The sequence below is a fragment of the Sulfuricurvum sp. genome, from assembly GCF_049305995.1.
Taxonomy (GTDB): domain Bacteria; phylum Campylobacterota; class Campylobacteria; order Campylobacterales; family Sulfurimonadaceae; genus Sulfuricurvum.
On the sequence record NZ_JBAQPS010000004.1, the window covers coordinates 1 to 17323 of the forward strand.

17 protein-coding genes are annotated in these 17323 nt (G+C 42.7%); all 17 read right to left on the reverse strand.

What is annotated here, in order from left to right; translation table 11 throughout:
* Positions 1-81: 81 nt before the first annotated feature.
* Entirely contained in the window at positions 82-1629 is a 1548-nt protein-coding gene (locus WA010_RS00070) for an NADH-quinone oxidoreductase subunit M (RefSeq protein ID WP_422555139.1), read from the reverse strand.
* A 9-nt stretch (positions 1630-1638) separates the two neighbouring features.
* A complete protein-coding gene (gene nuoL / locus WA010_RS00075; protein ID WP_422555140.1) occupies positions 1639-3525 on the reverse strand; it encodes an NADH-quinone oxidoreductase subunit L in 1887 nt (628 codons plus the stop codon).
* Between the two features lie 3 nt (positions 3526-3528).
* Positions 3529-3834, reverse strand: coding sequence for an NADH-quinone oxidoreductase subunit NuoK (gene nuoK, locus WA010_RS00080; protein ID WP_422555141.1), 306 nt, complete (start codon positions 3832-3834; stop codon positions 3529-3531).
* On the reverse strand, positions 3834-4415 hold the full coding sequence (locus WA010_RS00085) for an NADH-quinone oxidoreductase subunit J (RefSeq protein WP_422555142.1): 582 nt from the start codon (positions 4413-4415) through the stop codon (positions 3834-3836). The genes nuoK and WA010_RS00085 overlap by 1 nt, the downstream gene beginning before the upstream one ends.
* A 12-nt stretch (positions 4416-4427) precedes the next feature.
* Positions 4428-5051 carry an NADH-quinone oxidoreductase subunit NuoI gene (gene nuoI, locus WA010_RS00090; protein WP_422555143.1) on the reverse strand — a complete coding sequence of 208 codons (624 nt, stop codon included), beginning with the start codon at positions 5049-5051 and terminating at the stop codon, positions 4428-4430.
* 12 nt (positions 5052-5063) lie between these two features.
* Positions 5064-6053 carry an NADH-quinone oxidoreductase subunit NuoH gene (nuoH, locus tag WA010_RS00095; protein WP_422555144.1) on the reverse strand — a complete coding sequence of 330 codons (990 nt, stop codon included), beginning with the start codon at positions 6051-6053 and terminating at the stop codon, positions 5064-5066.
* A 3-nt stretch (positions 6054-6056) separates the two neighbouring features.
* Positions 6057-8543: an NADH-quinone oxidoreductase subunit G gene (locus WA010_RS00100; protein ID WP_422555145.1), complete on the reverse strand. Its 2487-nt coding sequence runs from the start codon at positions 8541-8543 to the stop codon at positions 6057-6059.
* Positions 8540-10795 carry a 2Fe-2S iron-sulfur cluster-binding protein gene (locus WA010_RS00105; RefSeq protein ID WP_422555146.1) on the reverse strand — a complete coding sequence of 752 codons (2256 nt, stop codon included), beginning with the start codon at positions 10793-10795 and terminating at the stop codon, positions 8540-8542. Before WA010_RS00105 ends, WA010_RS00100 begins: the two co-directional genes overlap by 4 nt.
* A 10-nt stretch (positions 10796-10805) precedes the next feature.
* On the reverse strand, positions 10806-12842 hold the full coding sequence (locus tag WA010_RS00110; RefSeq protein ID WP_422555147.1) for an FAD-dependent oxidoreductase: 2037 nt from the start codon (positions 12840-12842) through the stop codon (positions 10806-10808).
* A 9-nt stretch (positions 12843-12851) separates the two neighbouring features.
* Entirely contained in the window at positions 12852-13076 is a 225-nt protein-coding gene (locus WA010_RS00115) for an NADH-ubiquinone oxidoreductase subunit E family protein (RefSeq protein ID WP_422555148.1), read from the reverse strand.
* A 12-nt stretch (positions 13077-13088) separates the two neighbouring features.
* Positions 13089-14315 (reverse strand): NADH dehydrogenase (quinone) subunit D, encoded by a 1227-nt coding sequence (gene nuoD, locus WA010_RS00120; RefSeq protein ID WP_422555149.1) that lies wholly within the window; start codon positions 14313-14315, stop codon positions 13089-13091.
* An 11-nt stretch (positions 14316-14326) separates the two neighbouring features.
* The gene (locus WA010_RS00125) at positions 14327-15133 is read right to left on the reverse strand and encodes an NADH-quinone oxidoreductase subunit C (protein ID WP_422555150.1); all 807 of its coding nucleotides are present in this window, start codon (positions 15131-15133) and stop codon (positions 14327-14329) included.
* Positions 15133-15642, reverse strand: a complete 510-nt coding sequence (locus WA010_RS00130) for a NuoB/complex I 20 kDa subunit family protein (RefSeq protein ID WP_013459129.1) — start codon at positions 15640-15642, stop codon at positions 15133-15135. The genes WA010_RS00125 and WA010_RS00130 overlap by 1 nt, the downstream gene beginning before the upstream one ends.
* Positions 15624-16013, reverse strand: coding sequence for an NAD(P)H-quinone oxidoreductase subunit 3 (locus tag WA010_RS00135; protein ID WP_422555154.1), 390 nt, complete (start codon positions 16011-16013; stop codon positions 15624-15626). Before WA010_RS00135 ends, WA010_RS00130 begins: the two co-directional genes overlap by 19 nt.
* Before the next feature lie 285 nt (positions 16014-16298).
* A complete protein-coding gene (locus WA010_RS00140; protein WP_422555151.1) occupies positions 16299-16508 on the reverse strand; it encodes a hypothetical protein in 210 nt (69 codons plus the stop codon).
* An 11-nt stretch (positions 16509-16519) separates the two neighbouring features.
* The gene (locus WA010_RS00145) at positions 16520-16954 is read right to left on the reverse strand and encodes a hypothetical protein (RefSeq protein ID WP_422555152.1); all 435 of its coding nucleotides are present in this window, start codon (positions 16952-16954) and stop codon (positions 16520-16522) included.
* Positions 16955-17102: 148 nt separating this feature from the next.
* Positions 17103-17323 (reverse strand): type II toxin-antitoxin system RelE/ParE family toxin (locus WA010_RS00150; RefSeq protein WP_422555153.1); only part of this gene is annotated, 221 nt, incomplete at its 5' end.

The window sequence follows — 17323 nt, forward strand, 5'->3', positions numbered from 1 at the left end:
ATGCACCGACGATAGCAATCAACATCGGAGCTAAAGTCGCTAAATTAAGCGACGCTAAAGAAACATTAATTGGCTCCAACATTAGTGCGCCTCCTGTAGAGAAATTTTCCCATTATCATTTGAAAGATTCGGGATACGTGCTTTAGCTTCAGTGCTTTGTGCTTTATCATGCATCAATTGAATAACGGATTCTACACTATTATTAATCGGTTCTAATACTGGCTTAGGGTAAATTCCTAACCAAATTGCTACAATAGTTAGTGGTATAAGCCCTATAAGTTCTGTTTTATTTAAATCTTTAAGATTTTTATTCTCTTCATTGGTAACCGTGCCAAAAAACATTTTTTTATACGCACTAAGCATATAAATAGCCCCTACAATAATGGCAACTCCTGCAGTCAAGGTTAATGCATGTGATTGTTTGTAAAAACCAAGCAGGCTCAAAAACTCTCCGACAAAGTTAATGGTCAATGGTAAACCAACTGAAGCCATCATCATGATCCCAAAAATCGTCGCATAGCGCGGCATTATTGTTGCAAGACCGCCAAACTCACTTATTAGTTTAGTATGACGTCGGTCATAGATCACTCCTACAAGTAAGAATAATGCCCCTGAAACGACCCCATGCGCTAGCATCAAGAAAACTGAACCACTGACACCTTCTACATTTAATGCAAAAGTTCCAAGGATAATAACCCCCATGTGAGAAACCGAGCTGTACGCGACGACTTGTTTAATATCTTCTTGGGCATACGCTACCATCGCCGTATAGATAATCATGATAATCGCGATAATCGCGATCGGGAACATGAAAAACACGGATGCATCCGGGAACAACGGCAATGAGAAACGGACAAATGCATAGGTTCCCATTTTGAGCAAAATTGCCGCCAAAATCACCGAACCAATGGTTGGTGCTTGACCATGCGCATACGGGAGCCATGTGTGAAACGGAAACATCGGAACTTTGATCGCGAAACCAAAAAAGAATGCCGCAAACAACCAAAGTTGAAAATTCTCTGGCAAAATCAAACGGTACCACTCTAAGATTGAGAAACTCCATTGCCCTGTCGCTTGGTAATAGAAGTACGCCATAAAGAGCATACCGACCAACATTATCAATGAACCAGTAAATGTATAAAGGAAAAACTTGACCGACGCATAAATACGAAGCGGTCCGCCCCATGCACCAATGATGTACAACATCGGAACAAGAGAGAGTTCCCAAAATACATAAAACACAATCGCATCCAATGCAGCAAAAACACCCACCATTGTCATCTCAAGGAACAACAACGTGATAATCAAATCTTTTAAACGACGTGTTTCTGTCAACGATGCAATACCGATCAAGGTAAAAAAGGTTGAAAGGATAATAATAAAAAGAGAAATCCCATCAACTCCGAGAAGGTAGTTAATACCAAATGCCGGAATAAGAGGCATCGATTCCATAAACTGCATCCCCGAAACCATCGGATCGTACGAATACCAAAGCCACAATGAGAGAACAAATTCGATAAATGCTACAGCAATACCGTATGCTCTCATACTATTCTTAGCCACCACAAACCCAAACATTGCTGCCAATGCCGGAAAGAAAATTAAAAGCGTTAAAATATGATCTATCATCATTTCTCCTTAAGCGCCAACCGCGTTGTATCCAACGCTAAAGGCAAGGGCAAGCGCCACTAAAACGACCAAACCAAAAACCATCCAACGAAGCATTGTTGATAAATTTCCGTTTTGTATATCACGTGTATTTTCACCCGTTTTGTAGATTATATTTGCGATTCCATCGACCGTTGCATCGACGATTTTAAGATCGATTTGTTTCCATGCAATTTTAGAGAGTTCCAAATACGGTTTAGAAAATACTTCCTCATAGAACTTCGGAATGTAATATTGGTTCCATAGTAGTTTATAGCAGAAGCGCTTCTCCATTTTAGAGGTACCATCGGGTACACTGTTCCAGTTACTGTATTTTTTGTACGCGAACGCAATCGCTGCCATAACAAATAACTGTGTTCCGATCGTCATAATCCAATAGGTCATTTCACTGTGAACATGGTATTGCGTATCCGGTAAGACACTGATTACCAATTGGTAATAGGTCATTTTAAATGCACCGGCGATCATCGCCAATACCAAAAGCGGTGACATTGCTACGAGCATAAATTTATACGCTTCGTGCGGATGGATACCGAAAAGTTTGTAACGCTCTTCCCCGTGAAAGATCAATGCAACGAGGCGGAATGAGTAAAATGCGGTCAAACCGGCAGTCAACAACAAGACGGTATAGATCACATAATGGTGTTCTACAAATCCAACCTCTAAAATCAAATCTTTAGAGAAAAATCCGGCAAACGGATAGATACCTGCAAGTGCTACCGAAGCAAGAGTCATCATAACAAATGTCCCTTTCATCACTTTACGCAATCCACCCATTTTGAACGGGTCAAGCTCATCGTGCATCGCATGCATAACGTTACCCGCACCGAGGAACAACAACGCTTTGAAAAAGGCGTGTGCCATAAGGTGAAACAACGCTACCCAGTATGCTCCCAACCCTGCCGCTACGAACATGTATCCGAGCTGGGAGAGGGTTGAGTAGGCAATGATACGTTTCATATCACGATTTACAAGTGCCATAGAAGCGGCAAATAATGCTACAAATGCACCAAGGCTGGCGATAAAAAGTCCAACATTCGGGATCAAATCATAAATCGGATTAGCACGAACGACCAAATAAACCCCAGCCGTAACCATCGTCGCAGCGTGGATCAATGCGGAAACCGGAGTAGGACCTTCCATCGCGTCAGCAAGCCATGTATGGAGTGGGAACTGCGCCGATTTACCCATCGCACCGATAAAGAGAAAAATACCGATCCATGTGGTAACCACTAACGGAAGATTTCCGATTTCAGCAAATACGACATCGTATTGAAGTGAACCCGTGTTCCAATACAATAAGAAAATACCGATCAACATTCCAAGGTCAGCGATACGGTTCATAATGAACGCTTCGTTTGCTGCCCATGTTGCCGATTCTTTGTGGTACCAAAAACCGATCAATCCCCATGAACAAAGACCAACCCCTTCCCATCCGATAAAAAGACCTGCGAAGTTATCACTCATAACGAGTACCATCATCGAGAACACGAAAGCCGAAAGCCATGAGAAAAAGCGGTTGAATCCTTTGTCGTGATCCATATACCCGATAGAGTAGATATGAACAACCGTAGAAACGATGGTAACCACCATCATCATCACGACACTCACTTGATCAACCACAAATCCAAACGGGATATAAAGATCCCCCGTCGCCATCCATGTCATCATCTCAACATGAACCGTGTGTCCACCCAATACATAAGAGAGCAAAATCGCACTGCTCACAAAGGAAGTAAACAATAATCCCGATGCCACGATCCCGACATGCTTTGATTTAGGTGATGCAGCGAATAGAGCTGCATAAAGTGACCCTATAAGTGGAGAAAACAGTGCAATATATAAATAAAGTTCCATGGTCTATCCTCGCATTGAATTCATTTGATCTAGGTCGATTTTACCGGTACGTTTATACCATACGATGAGAAGACCTAATCCTACCGCAACTTCAGATGCTGCAATCGCGATAATGAAAAATGCAAACATTTGACCACTTAAATCACCAATATAATGAGATATCGCCGCAAAACCAATATTGGTTGCATTCAATAAAATCTCTGTTGCAAAAAAGAGCATCAAAAGATTTTTACGACGCATAATCCCAATTAAACCAATTGCAAACAATATAGTGGACAAAACAAGATAATGTGTTAATGTTACTTCCATCAGTGTCCTCCTGTATGGTGAGATTCATGATTAGGATGCGCCAAAGCGATATCTTCTTCCGCCATCAACGTTAACGATTTATCCATTTTTTTACCAGCCAAAACAATCCCGCTGATCATGGCAACAAGCAACATGACTGCCGCCAATTCGAACGGAACAAGGTATTTTGTGAAAAGAACCATACCGACTGCCTGTGAATTACCAACACCCTCTTGGATAGGGTACAAAGCATGGATATTATTCGATACGATCGGTGCTACAAAAATCGCTACCACCATCACTGCTGCCAAAATACCCAAAACGAAAACGATTTGTGGGTTGGAGCGTTTTTCAACCACATTACGGGTAGTATCGAAAAACATCATCCCAAATGCATACAATGCCATAACGGCACCCGTATAAACAATAATTTGAATAGCTCCTAAAAAGTCAGCACCCAAAATAAAAAAGAATGCCGAGATAAAAATCATCCCCGCCGCCATTGCAGTAATAGCATACAATGCCTGACTGGTCATAACCGTGATGGTAAACATCACAATCGTAAGCGCAGCAAACAGATAAAAAGCGATTGCTTCAAACATTTCTTTAACTCCTTAATAGGCTAACGGGGTCTTTTTGACCGACGCATCGCTTCCTGGGATGATGGCTCCGAAGCCTGGGTATTCTGCTTGCTCACCTGCCTTTAACAGATCTAGCGGAGTGAGCATATCATCTTTAATTACGAAATGAGCACGTTGTTCTGAGGCATTCTCATATCGTTGCCCATGAACGATAGCTAGTTCAGGGCACACTTCAGCACAATAGCCGCAGAAAATACAACGTCCAAGATTAATACTGTATTCAGTTACCTCTTTACGACTGTTCTCATCGATACGTGTGTCCATACGGATACAATCGGAGATACAAATTTTTTCACATAATCCGCATCCGATACAACGCTCATACCCTGATTCCCATAAACGTAAAAGCTTATGAACCGCGCGGTAACGTGGACCTATCGGCAATTTTTCCAATGGATATTGAACCGTATGAATATCAAATTTGATCATCTCACGCATAACTACCCATAGCCCTACAAAAAGCTCGCCACTAAAGGTACGTTTTACAACTTGCTTGAACTTGTCCCATCCCTTAGTTGGATAAGCTTTAATATCAACATAATAATAAGCAGATGATTCACTCACATTACGATCAGTAAATACTTCTTCATGATGCATAACCCAACCTCCTTAGAACATCATCACGATGCCGGTGATCACAACATTGATCAAGGCAATCGGCATTAATACTTTCCAGCATAACCACATCAATTGGTCAGGTCGGATATCCGGCCATGCGGCACGAGTCCAAAGGAAAAAGAAAAAGAAAAATGCTACTTTCAACAAGAGCTGAATTGCTCCTGCAATGGTACCATCACCAAAACCGCCTAAGAAAATGATGGCGATAACAAACGAAATAAAGAACATATTAGCGTATTCTCCAATAAAGAAAAGACCCCAGCGCATTCCCGAATATTCCGTACCGAAACCGTCAATAATTTCATGATCGTTTGCGACAAGGTGAAATGGTGTACGCCCAGTCTCCGCAAAAGCCGCTATCCAAAAAAGAATAAATGCAACCGGTTGTGACCAAACAATCCAATTTCCAATTCCACCTGCTTGATAGTTGTTAATATCGATTAATGACAACGATCCTACCATCATAAGTGGTGCCAATAATGCTAATCCTGTAATAACTTCATACGAAATAAAAACTGCCGCACTACGTGCTGCTGAGATTAATGACCATTTATTTGCCGATGCCATACCACCCAGAAGTGGTCCATATAACCCTATCGCCATAACCCCTAACACATAAAGAATACCGACATTAATATCAGCTACAATCGGATGTACCGTATATCCCATAACGGTAAATTGAGGCCAAAATGGGATAGCCGCTGCTGCCATAAATGCAGTAGCTGCCGTAATAACCGGTGCAATTTTAAAAATAGGTTTAACTACGTTTTGAGGAATGATATCCTCTTTGGTAAAGAGTTTAATCCCATCCGCCGCAACTTGAAGTAATCCGAATGGTCCGACGTGCATCGGCCCAAGACGGCGTTGCATAAACGCCAGCACTTTACGCTCAAAATAGGTCCCTAGACCTGCGAGCGCTGAGAAAATTAACAAGATGACAACGATTTTAACGATCGTCTCTATAATGAATGCTACATCCATGCTTTACACCTTTTGAATTGATACGCACGTAAAACGGTAACCGTCAAACAATGCCTCAGAATTGATAGCGGTATCAAATGTCGGAAGATACGCGATATCCCCCTCTATTTTACCATCGGCTATAACGTTGACACTCAGCTCACCGCGCGATGTTTTCACACGCACGCGTTCCCCTTCGCTCCAACCGTTAGATTCCATAGACGATTTAGAGACATAAAGACCTCCATTTTCTTGAAGTTGATGTGCACGTGCACTAAACGGTGAAAATTGCAATACAGGATTCGCTAAATAGACAACGGTGTCAGTGATTGCTTTGGTTCCATCAAATGATGCAACACTCTCTTCACCACTCGTCGCTACAGTTTGAATATCTAAACAATACCCTCGAACCTCTTCACCGCTGTTGGTGTAATGATTTGGAAGGGTATCGAATTCGACTCTTTTAAATCCTGCCACAATCGGAAGCTGTGCCGTGTAATCGACGGTCAATTTTGCACTAACCCCTAGAGAAGTGGCAATATCGTTTAGAACATATCCGCCATATCCAAGAGCTGCATTGGTCGGATTGACCCGTTTGTCAATACTGACCATTGTCCCCTCTTGCTGATTGAGTGATGGCATATCCAAATCACCCTTACCGAGCGCACTAATAGTGAAATCACCCGCTGTGTTATACCCGATGGTATAACTTCCGCGCTCACCGTCCAAATCACAAATCATCGCTACACCCAAAGTGTTAGCAAGATTCGGGATCATGGTGACACTAAATGCGGTGTATTTTTCGATCAAAGCCACAAGGCGTGCACAGTTTGCTGCATGTGGGTGAGTGTAAAGATCAGGTCCAACCATCAAGGCAAAGTTCTCTTTTTTTGCCAAATATTTCGTAAGCGTATCCGCAAAGCCAGTCGGAGCATTCAGAAGGGCAAAAAGGGCATTTTCGTCCACTTCAACCTCTTTGCTCACCTTTTTCTTCACGGTTTTGGTAACCTCTTCGCTAACTTCTTCTTCGACACCGCTCTCTTCGTTCAAAACCATTTTCGTAACGGTTTCGGTCACTTTTTCATCGACGCTCTCTTCAACGGTTACGGTTTTTGTGAAGTGGAATGTTGCGAGGTACTCTACCACAGATGAAGGCATAGCGGCTTTATCTCCGAAAAGATCAAGCATTAGATACAAAGCCGCTTCTTCCATCATCGGAGCATGGTTGAACTGCGTCACGTTTTTAGACATATCCGCGATCACAGGATCGTTGATCGGATGAAAATAGAGCCCCGCTCCTTTGTTCATTGAGAGGGCATTATTCATCGCAAAACGGGCATTCGGATTATCCGTTTTAAGGGCACTTCCGATTGAGATAACAAAATCAGCTTCATGAACCGCTTTCAAATCTCCGCCGTAAAGTGATTTTCCACTAATCCTGCTATAACTGCTCAAAAAGTTTTTGAGGGCTAATGCTTCTTTGTTTACCAAACGAACACCCAATTTTTCTTTGAGGCGTTGGAGGATCAATGCTTCTTCATTCGTGATGCTAGAGGTGAATGCGATGGTATCGGCTTTTTTGAATGCAACAATCGCAGCTTCAAACGCAACCGGATCTTTTACCACGTCACGGTTTTCGAAATCATATCCATAACGTCCCGCACCGCAGAGAGAGACATAGTTCCACTCGTTTTTGACACGGTAGATTTTTGCATCGGTGTTTGCGATACTGGTGTGTTTAATATCGTAGCTGAGTTGACATCCCGCCGAACAATGGGCACACGTTGCAGGGATCTGGGTATGTTCCCATGCATTTGAGGTGTACTGATAATCATTGCTCACCAATGCACCGACCGGACAAACAGAGGTACATTCACCGCAGTTCGTACAATCGAGAGTATCGCCGCCGTTAGGGGCAATCAGTGATTTGTTGAGTTTGTTCCACATTGCATAGGCGTCTTTAGGCATAGACTCTTTGAATTCCGCTTCGATAGCATCACTTCCACGAGCAACGGTAGAGAGTGCCGCATCCCCGATCATATCCTTACAAACGGTAATACAACGCTCACACATAATACACAATGCCGGATCATAATGGATCAAGCCCCAGTTTTGTGCCGGTTTATGGGTATCTTTGATCGAGTACGTTTGTGAATCGACACCCACTTCCAACGTATAGTTTTGAAGCTCGCACTCACCCGATTGGTCGCATACGCCGCATTCCAGAGGATGGTTCACATCATAAACTTCCATAATTGCTCGACGTTCTGCCAGAATATTCGGTGTCGTAGTGGTAATATCCATCCCCGCTTTGGCTTTTGCATTACACGCATAAACTTGTTTACCATCGGCTTCGACAAGACAAATACGGCATGCCAACGTCGGTGAGCATCGTGTCAAATAACAAATCGCAGGGATAAATATCCCATTTGCCCGCGCCGCATTAAGGATATATTCACCTTCTTGCGTTTGGACAGAACGACCGTCTATGGTAATCGTGATTTTATTCATGATTCACTCTCCATCCTCATAATTTTTACCTTTTCAAAACGATATTGTTCATTCAAACCACCAAATTCGATATCGTATGCCGGCACTAGTGCAATCGTCCCTTTTAAAGTCGAATCGAGTTTAAAAATTCGTTCTTGTGTACTGTGAGAAAATTCAACCCGAATTTTATCACCATCACTGATTTTTGCAGCTGCTGCAAATTGCGCTGAACCGCGTAATGCTGCCTCTTTTTCGAGCTGTTCACTCCGAGCTGTATAACCGTTAAATTGATTAACCGGATTACAGCGGTACACTACGGTACCGTTAAACTCTGGTAATTCATCAATTTCTTCTAATATTCCAACCTCTTCAATATCAACATTTTCTAAGAAATATCCCCGATTATCCTCACCCAAAGTGCTGTAAAAATTTCCTAAATCATCAAAGGATGATCCGTTAAATCCTTTCGATATAGGAAGTCTAGCGGTATAATCAATCGTATATTCTGCAATCATTCCTAGAACATTTGCTATATCGTTCAGCGTATAACCTTCATAAGCTACCGCAACATTGGTCGGGAGAACCTGATAATTAATGCTAACGAATGTCCCCTCTTGAGAATTAAGAGATGGCAACACAAGATTAACATCACCGAGTGAGCCCATAATATAATCGCCTGCTGCATTGTAACCAACAACCGAATCACTGCCATTATCCACATCTAAATCACAGATCAGCGATACGCCAATCGTGTTGACGCTTGGTGGAATAACAACAATTGAAAACTCGGTATAACTTTCTAGCAATGCACAGAGTTTGGCAATATTCTCAGCACGTTTATGTGTCAAGACATCGCTACCGATTACCAATGTTTTACGTTTCGCTCTCGCCATGGATTTAGCAATACGCGCGTATTCTTCATCACCGACATTACTCTCAGCGCATAGATACCCTTCATCAAGTCCATTAAAAAAACTTTCTATCTTATCCGATAGATCAATACCCTCAAGAAGTGTTTTTGCAAGCATCGCCACAACACCCTCTTCGGTTCCCACTTCGTATTTAACAAATTGAGTCACAACGTTTTGGAGAAGTTCATCTTCCAACGGATGCATATAAACAATTTTAGCTCCTCGATGACGAGCTGCCGTTGTCATTGCATAACGAACAGATGGGTTATCAGTACTGATACGTCCGCCAATAACAATAATCCCGTCGCTCTGCTTAATCGCATCCATGCTTCCGCTAAATCCTACTTTACCGCTAATAGAGCTAAATGCACTCATAAAATTTTGGTAAACACGTGCTTCCTCATTATAGAGCTTAAGCCCTAATTTCTCTTTAAGTAATTGAAGAATCATCGCCTCTTCATTGGTAATGAGAGAATTAAAACGGATAGCCGTCGCATTTTGAACCGAAGCTACCGCTTTTGCCAATTCGACTTTATCTTTTTTCCCATCGACAGCAAAATCGAATCCGAATCGTCCCGCACCGCAAAGCGTTGTGTGTTCAAAATCATTCGTAACGCGATAGATTTTCTCTTTTGCCGCAACAGAGTTTGAGGTGTGACGCACTTCATACATCAATGAGCATCCCGCTGAACAGTGGGCACACGTCGCAGGGATCTGAGTAAGCTCCCATGCATTGGCACTGTATTGGAAATCACGGCTCACTAAAGCCCCAACCGGACATACCGCGATACACTCTCCGCAGAAGGTACAATCAAGCTTATCGCTATTTTTCGGAATAACCGATGATTTGTATCCACCGAATTGAAGTTCAATCGCATCATCCCCGATAATCTCATTACAAACATGAACACACTTTTCACATAAAATACATAAAGAAGGATCATAGTTTATGAGTCCCCAATGCTCTATTTTACGATGTTGATCCTTCGCACTGAAATGCTGTGCTGAAACGCCAAACTCCAATGTTTTATTTTGAAGTTCACACGCCCCTGATTTGTCACACACGCCACACTCTAACGGGTGATTCACATCATAAAGACGCATGATGTTGGTTCGTTCTTGCTTTAAACGATCTGAATCAATACTAACTGAGAGCCCTTCAGTAGGGGGAGTTTGACAGCTAAGGATCAATCCGTCAGTTTTATCCGTTTCAACCACACACAAACGGCATGATGCACACGGAGTCGTTTTCTCCAGATAACACATAGTTGGGATATAAAATCCCGCTTTACGTGCCGCTTGGAGGATTGTTTCGCCCTTTTGCGCCGTAACGGGTTGATTGTTAATCGTAAAGTTAATCATCCATCCCCCTTTAATGTGCGACCATCGCGATATAGTAACAGCGCATACAGCGTTCCGCCTCTGCGAGTGCCTCTTCTTGAGTAAAGCCATATTTTACTTCACGATTGTTATATTTACGTTCAGCTACCGTAAGAACCTCACTATGTTGACGTGGCAATCCCGGAAGCCATCCCACAATTTTCTCTTTTTTATCATAGACTTTGAGTTTACGTAAGTGATCTTCCATAATCTCATCATCACTTAAAGTGATTTCACCGCTTAGCACATAACGTGACATTACCGATGCGGCACGTTTAGCCTGACCGACAGCATTAACGATAGTCATTGGACCGTATTCACAGTCTCCTGCAGCAAAAATACCCTTGCGAGATGTCATGTAATCTTTTCCATTGGTTTTGATCGTTGCCCATGAGGTACGCTCAATTTCCCACTCTTCCGGAAGAAGTTTCAAATCAGCACTTTGAGAAACGGCAGGGATAAGATAATCACACTCTATCTCAAAACTTGCCCCTTCAATTTTCTCTAACGTCGGACGTCCGCCATTTGGATCAGGTACAAGTTCGAAACGATCAACAATAAGTGATTTAAGAATATCATTTTCATCTTTCATTTCCGCTACAGCTGAGTGAAAAATAAATTCAACACCCTCTTCGACTGCTTCGTGATACTCTTCATAGGTTGTATTTTTAATGATAGTTTTTTCATCACGGCGGTATAACATTACCACTTTTGTAGCATTTGCACGAATGGCACAGCGAACAACGTCCATAGAGGTAAATCCACCACCAACACATACTAATGTTTTTCCGGTTAAGTCAACAAAATCAGTAAGAAGCATATGTTGTTTTTGATCCCCTTCGGGAACCATAATGTTATATTTAACTTGGAGATTGACTTTATCCAAAAAGTCGATCGCGCCCCAATATCCCTGAATCTCAGGGCGTTCATTGTCACAATACACTTTTTTCGATATACGGGTACCTGTTGCCACCAATGTTGCATCGTAATCATTCTCGAACTGACGCATCATATCAGCGGTTACTTTGGTATTGGTGATAAAATTCACCCCCAATGAACGTACCGATTCGATGTCTTGGTTGTATTTGTCAATCGGCATACGGTATTCCGGAACGCCGACCGCTACTTCACCCCCAAGAACCGGAAGTTCTTCATACACATCGACGTCAATTCCGTCCAGTGCCAAATAATAAGCTCCTGTAAGCCCTGCAGGACCCGCACCAATAACAGCTACTTTTTTGCCAATGCTTGGTTTTTTCTCACTCGGGTGGAAAAATCCGAAACCGTGATCGGTCTCATAATCGGCACCGAGGCGTTTGAGCTCCATGATCGAAATTGGCTCATCAAGATTCGTTCTACGACATTCACTCTCACACGGATGAGGGCAAACACGACCACAGGTATGTGCAAGAGGCATCGTTTGACGTGTCGCCATCAATGAATCATCAAAACGCAAATCGCGAACACCCTCGATATACGCCGGAATATCAACATGCGCCGGACAGGCATCCATACACGGAGCGGTGATTTTCGCGATATAGCTAGTATCTTCCAAATGGTAGTGTTTTGAGGGTTTTTGCTTCTCGATACACGCCATAAACTCTGACTCAAAATGGGTCATCAAATCCAAAAGGGGATTAGGAACCGTTTTACCAATCTCACATTTAGAAGTCTCTTGCATTGTACGAGAAACCTCTTTGAGGTGCTCCATATCGGAAATCGAACCCTCTCCGCGTGCGATTTTATCGAGTAAATCGTATAAAATGCGTCCGCCCCATCGTCCCGGTGCACAGCGTCCACACGCTTCGGAATAGACCTGATACTGTGCCGCATATTCTGTTGCAAGACGAACGACATCGACATCCGGATTGAAAAGAGCTACCCCATCCCAGCCAATAAACGCTTTGGAGTGAGCGTGCTCGTTGTATTCCAACGGGAGGTTATAAGCCGATTTTTCCCAAGCATCGTCAGTTTTGCCGATGTTGTTGATTTGCTCACCCCGCCACGTGGAGAAATAGACTTTACTCACAACGATTCCTTATTTCTTGACCACAATGGTCCAGTCAGCTTCGTTGAATTTCAACGAGTTCATGAGTTCACACCCAAGCTCTTTTACCAAATCAGCCGATTGCTGTATAGGGGTAAAATCACCGATTTCAAACAAGAAAATCAACACTTCACCGTTAGCGGCTTCATTTTTGATAATGTCGGACATGCGGCCTGTAAAGTTCTCTTTTAAATGACGTAAATCGTAACGTTTCACTGCATGCTCCTTTTAGCGGTCAACTTCACCGAAGACGATGTTGGTCGTCCCGATGATAGATACAACGTCCGGAATATAGTGACCCGGCAATAAGTCGGTCAAAATCCCAGTATGCCAGAATGACGGCGCACGAAGTTTTAAACGGTATGGATACGCTCCACCTTGAGAGTTGATGTAATATCCAAGCTCCCCTTTAGGTGATTCGGTCGCCACATACACCTCTCCTACCGGAGGACGCATCCCCTGAGTCACAAGAACAAAGTGTTGCATCAACGAGTAGTTTTGAGTCATGATGTCAATTTTCGGTGCAGAGATGTATTGCGGTGCATGTGCCATAAGCTCAGGTGATGTCCCAGCATACATATCGATCACTTGGTACAAGATTTTCGCGGACTCGCGCATCTCTGCCATATAGAGTTTATAACGGGCATAGTTGTCCCCTTTGTCGGAGACAGGAACATTGAATTCCACTTCATTATAGAGCTCATACGGCTCTTCTTTACGGATATCCCACTCGACGCCCGATGCACGGAGCATTACCCCTGAACATCCCCAACTAAGAGCCATCTCTTTAGAGATAACCCCGACATTCTCCATACGCATCAACCAAATACGGTTCGTATCGAGAAGGTCTTCGTAGTCTTTGATATTTTCCGGCAATTTATCGAGAAATTTACGCAAATCGGCGATAAAGTTATCCGGTAGATCGAGCGGTACGCCACCGATACGGATTGCCGCATGGGTCAAACGTGCACCACAATAATCTTCGATCAAGTCCATCAAGTACTCACGCTCACGGAATGCGAACAAGAAAACGGTCATAGCACCGATGTCGAGCGCCGTTGTCGCCAACCAGAAAAGGTGAGACATAAGGCGGTTTGTTTCCAAAAGCATCATACGAATCACTTTGGCACGGCGAGGAACGTCAAGCCCGATCAGCTCTTCTACCGCCAACGCAAAGCCGTAGTTGTTTGAGCTTGAAGCGATATAGTCCATACGATCCGTTGTCGGCATGAACTCGTTGTAGATCATGTTTTCCGCCATTTTCTCCATACCGCGATGGAGGTATCCGATATCCGGATGGGCTTTCGTGATCTGCTCTTGTTGCAAATGGAGCATTAATCTGAGCTGTCCGTGTGCCGATGGGTGTTGAGGCCCGAAGTTAAGGATCAGTTCATTATCGGCACGGTCAAACGTAATGTTTTCAAAAAAAGGTCGTAATCTATTGGCTTGTTGCATACTGTAATTCCTTAACGATCGCGATCAGAGATCACAACGCTTTTTTCTGCGTCAAATTTTTGGATGAGGAATACCCCCTCATTCTCTTGGTAGCATAACGGAGTATCCGGTTCACCTTGGCTGATGTCGGCACCGCGAGGGACTTCATGACCCAAACGGGCAAAACGTTCGGTGTCGTAACGATCCACACGAGCAGGATCACGGTTTTCAGGTCCGATAATCTCACGTGCTTCTTTACCAAAGATTTTATCCACTTCATACCATTGGGCAAACTCATCCCCTTGGAGAGGATAGTTTTTACGAAGAGGGAACCCTTCCCAATCATCCGGCATCAAGATACGTTTCATAAACGGATGGTTATTAACTACCACACCGAACATGTCGTACATTTCACGCTCAGACCAGTCGGCAGAGCGGAAAAGAGAAGAGAGGCTTTGGATCGACTCTTTTTCATCTATCTTGCATTTTACACGGATACGTTTGCGTTTGGACATACTGAGCATTTGGTAGAAAATCTCAAATTTTCCTTCATCTGCTAACCAATCGATAGCTGAGAGTTCGGAGAGTTGATTATAATCTAACTCGTTTTTCATCAATTCAATGACGCTGAAATTGTCGCACGCATTGATGACAACGACCATTTGTTTCACTTGGATATAGGCATCCAAAACCTCGAACTTCGCTTTTATCGCTTCGAGATCAGCGGCAAATACCTCATCTGAAGAGACATCGTTCTTTGCTACTTGAGGAGCAACCCAGTAACGATCGGTGTAATAGGGTTTCTTTTGTACATTGTCTTTAGGGGTGTAAGCTCTCATTACATCAACCTTTTTGGTTTTTGAGCACGGGATGCACTCTCACGTCGAATTTTTTGTTGGAGTAACAATACCGCGTATTGCAATGTCTCAGGGCGTGGAGCACAGCCAGGGAGATACAAATCAACAGGGATAACACGATCAACGCCCTGAACGGTTGCATAAGTGTTAAACATACCGCCGGTATTCGCACATGAACCCATAGAGATGACCCATTTCGGTTCCGTCATTTGATCGTACAAACGGCGGATAAACTCAGCATGTTTTTTCGTCAATGTTCCTGCAACAACCATTAGCTCTGCTTGACGTGGAGAAGCGCGGAAAATCGTACCAAAACGGTCAAAGTCATAACGAGATGCACCCGAAGCCATCATTTCGATACCGCAACATGCCAAACCATACGTCAATGCCCAAAGGGAGTTGGATCGACCCCAGTTGACCACTTTGTCGATTGTCGTCAAAGCGACGGGAAGTCCGCCGTCTTTTAGATAATTTACTTGATGTTGTGCCATTCGAGAGCCCCTTTCTTCCACGCATAAACAAATCCGATAACGAGTAACAAGATGAACATCATCATCTCAACAAACCCAAACCAGCCTAGCAATTTAAAGTCGATCGCCCACGGAAACATGAAAACGATCTCCACATCAAACAGTAAAAACAATAACGCAAACAGATAAAACTGCGTTGATATACGGTTTGGTTGTTTTGTTACTTCCGGTCCACATTCATAAACCGATAGTTTAATTTTTTCAGTATCTTTAGCTGCTAATGCGCGGCTCGCGATCCGTGCAATGACAGTTGTGGCATAAAATGCACCAAACGTTAACACAAACAGTACAAATACCCCAAAATAGGGATTTGCTACGTTGTAATGCTCCATAGTTCCGACCTTTTTGTGGTTGATGGCATATTCCATAGCAGAGGAACCCTCTACTACGATATACGGTTTTTATAAAAACAGTTGTTGCACTATAACAAAAAGAGAATTAAACAAACCCTTATAGCTCTAATATTTTTATTTCCTTGTAACGATAAGGAACATCTGAAATGAATAGACTTACGACAAAGTGTTATTTTTCGTAACAAAAGTAAATTTTATATAGTCTATATGTCACTTATATGCACGTTTTATTGAAAAAGTAACCTATTTTTTTCGGCTACATCATCAGTGATTTATAAAACCAACTGATTTTTCACCTTCAAAACTACCCGAGTGCTCTTTTTGGATTTCAGAGATAAAGTCATCCAGTTTAAACATCTCTGCCCATAGTTTTAAATCCGCCTCAATCTTCTCTTTCAACGATTGAGGCTCAATCACTCTCATGTGTGGCATCCAGCTTTTGATAAGGCTCTCCACCTCCAGTGCTTGGGTCACCTCAAACGATATTACTCGTAGGATTTGGAGATAAACTCATAGCACTCTTTAGACTTATCGATCTGTTTTTGGAGGATCTTTTTATCACTCTCATCGATGTTGAGCCGATCTAACATGTTGTTTTGTTGTGCGATATTGACGGTTTGAACGATCAACGCCATCGTCTCTTGATTGAGGATATTGTCAAACACCCCTTTGGTAATCGCTTTATAACACCCTTTCTCTCCCTTCCCTCCACGGATCAACTCAAAGCTATCGGGAAAATACTCTTTGATAACATCCAGATCACGACGGATGCTTTTTTCACTCATCGGCTCTTGCCGCGTGTCATTCCACCAATCCATGTCACTTTGTAACGCTTCGATGCAGACGATCTTGCCATCATTGAATCGTTTGAGCAGTTCTAAGACACATTTGGTTTGACTGGTGGTTTGACTGGTTGCCATGGTAAAATCCTAATTGTAAATATTGCTTGTTTGATTTGAACATTATAATGACATTAATAGACGTATATTGTCTATAGTGACATCTTGTCCAATTTTTTACGGCTATAGATTTTTTTGCTGGGTTTAATGCAGATAGCGTATAGGTGGTTTAATTCCAAAGATTTTGACTAAAAATCCCCAATATAATGATCTTGTGATGGTTACTATCGATTTCAAAAGGTATTACATACCCTTTATATATCAATTCTCGTGTGTTTACATCGTCTGCTCTTTTTCGATAAAGAAAAGGATTTTGTGAAATGTTTTGTATTTTTAACGTTATTTCATCGTAAAATTTTATACCTCTAGCAATACTGTCCAGTGCAATAA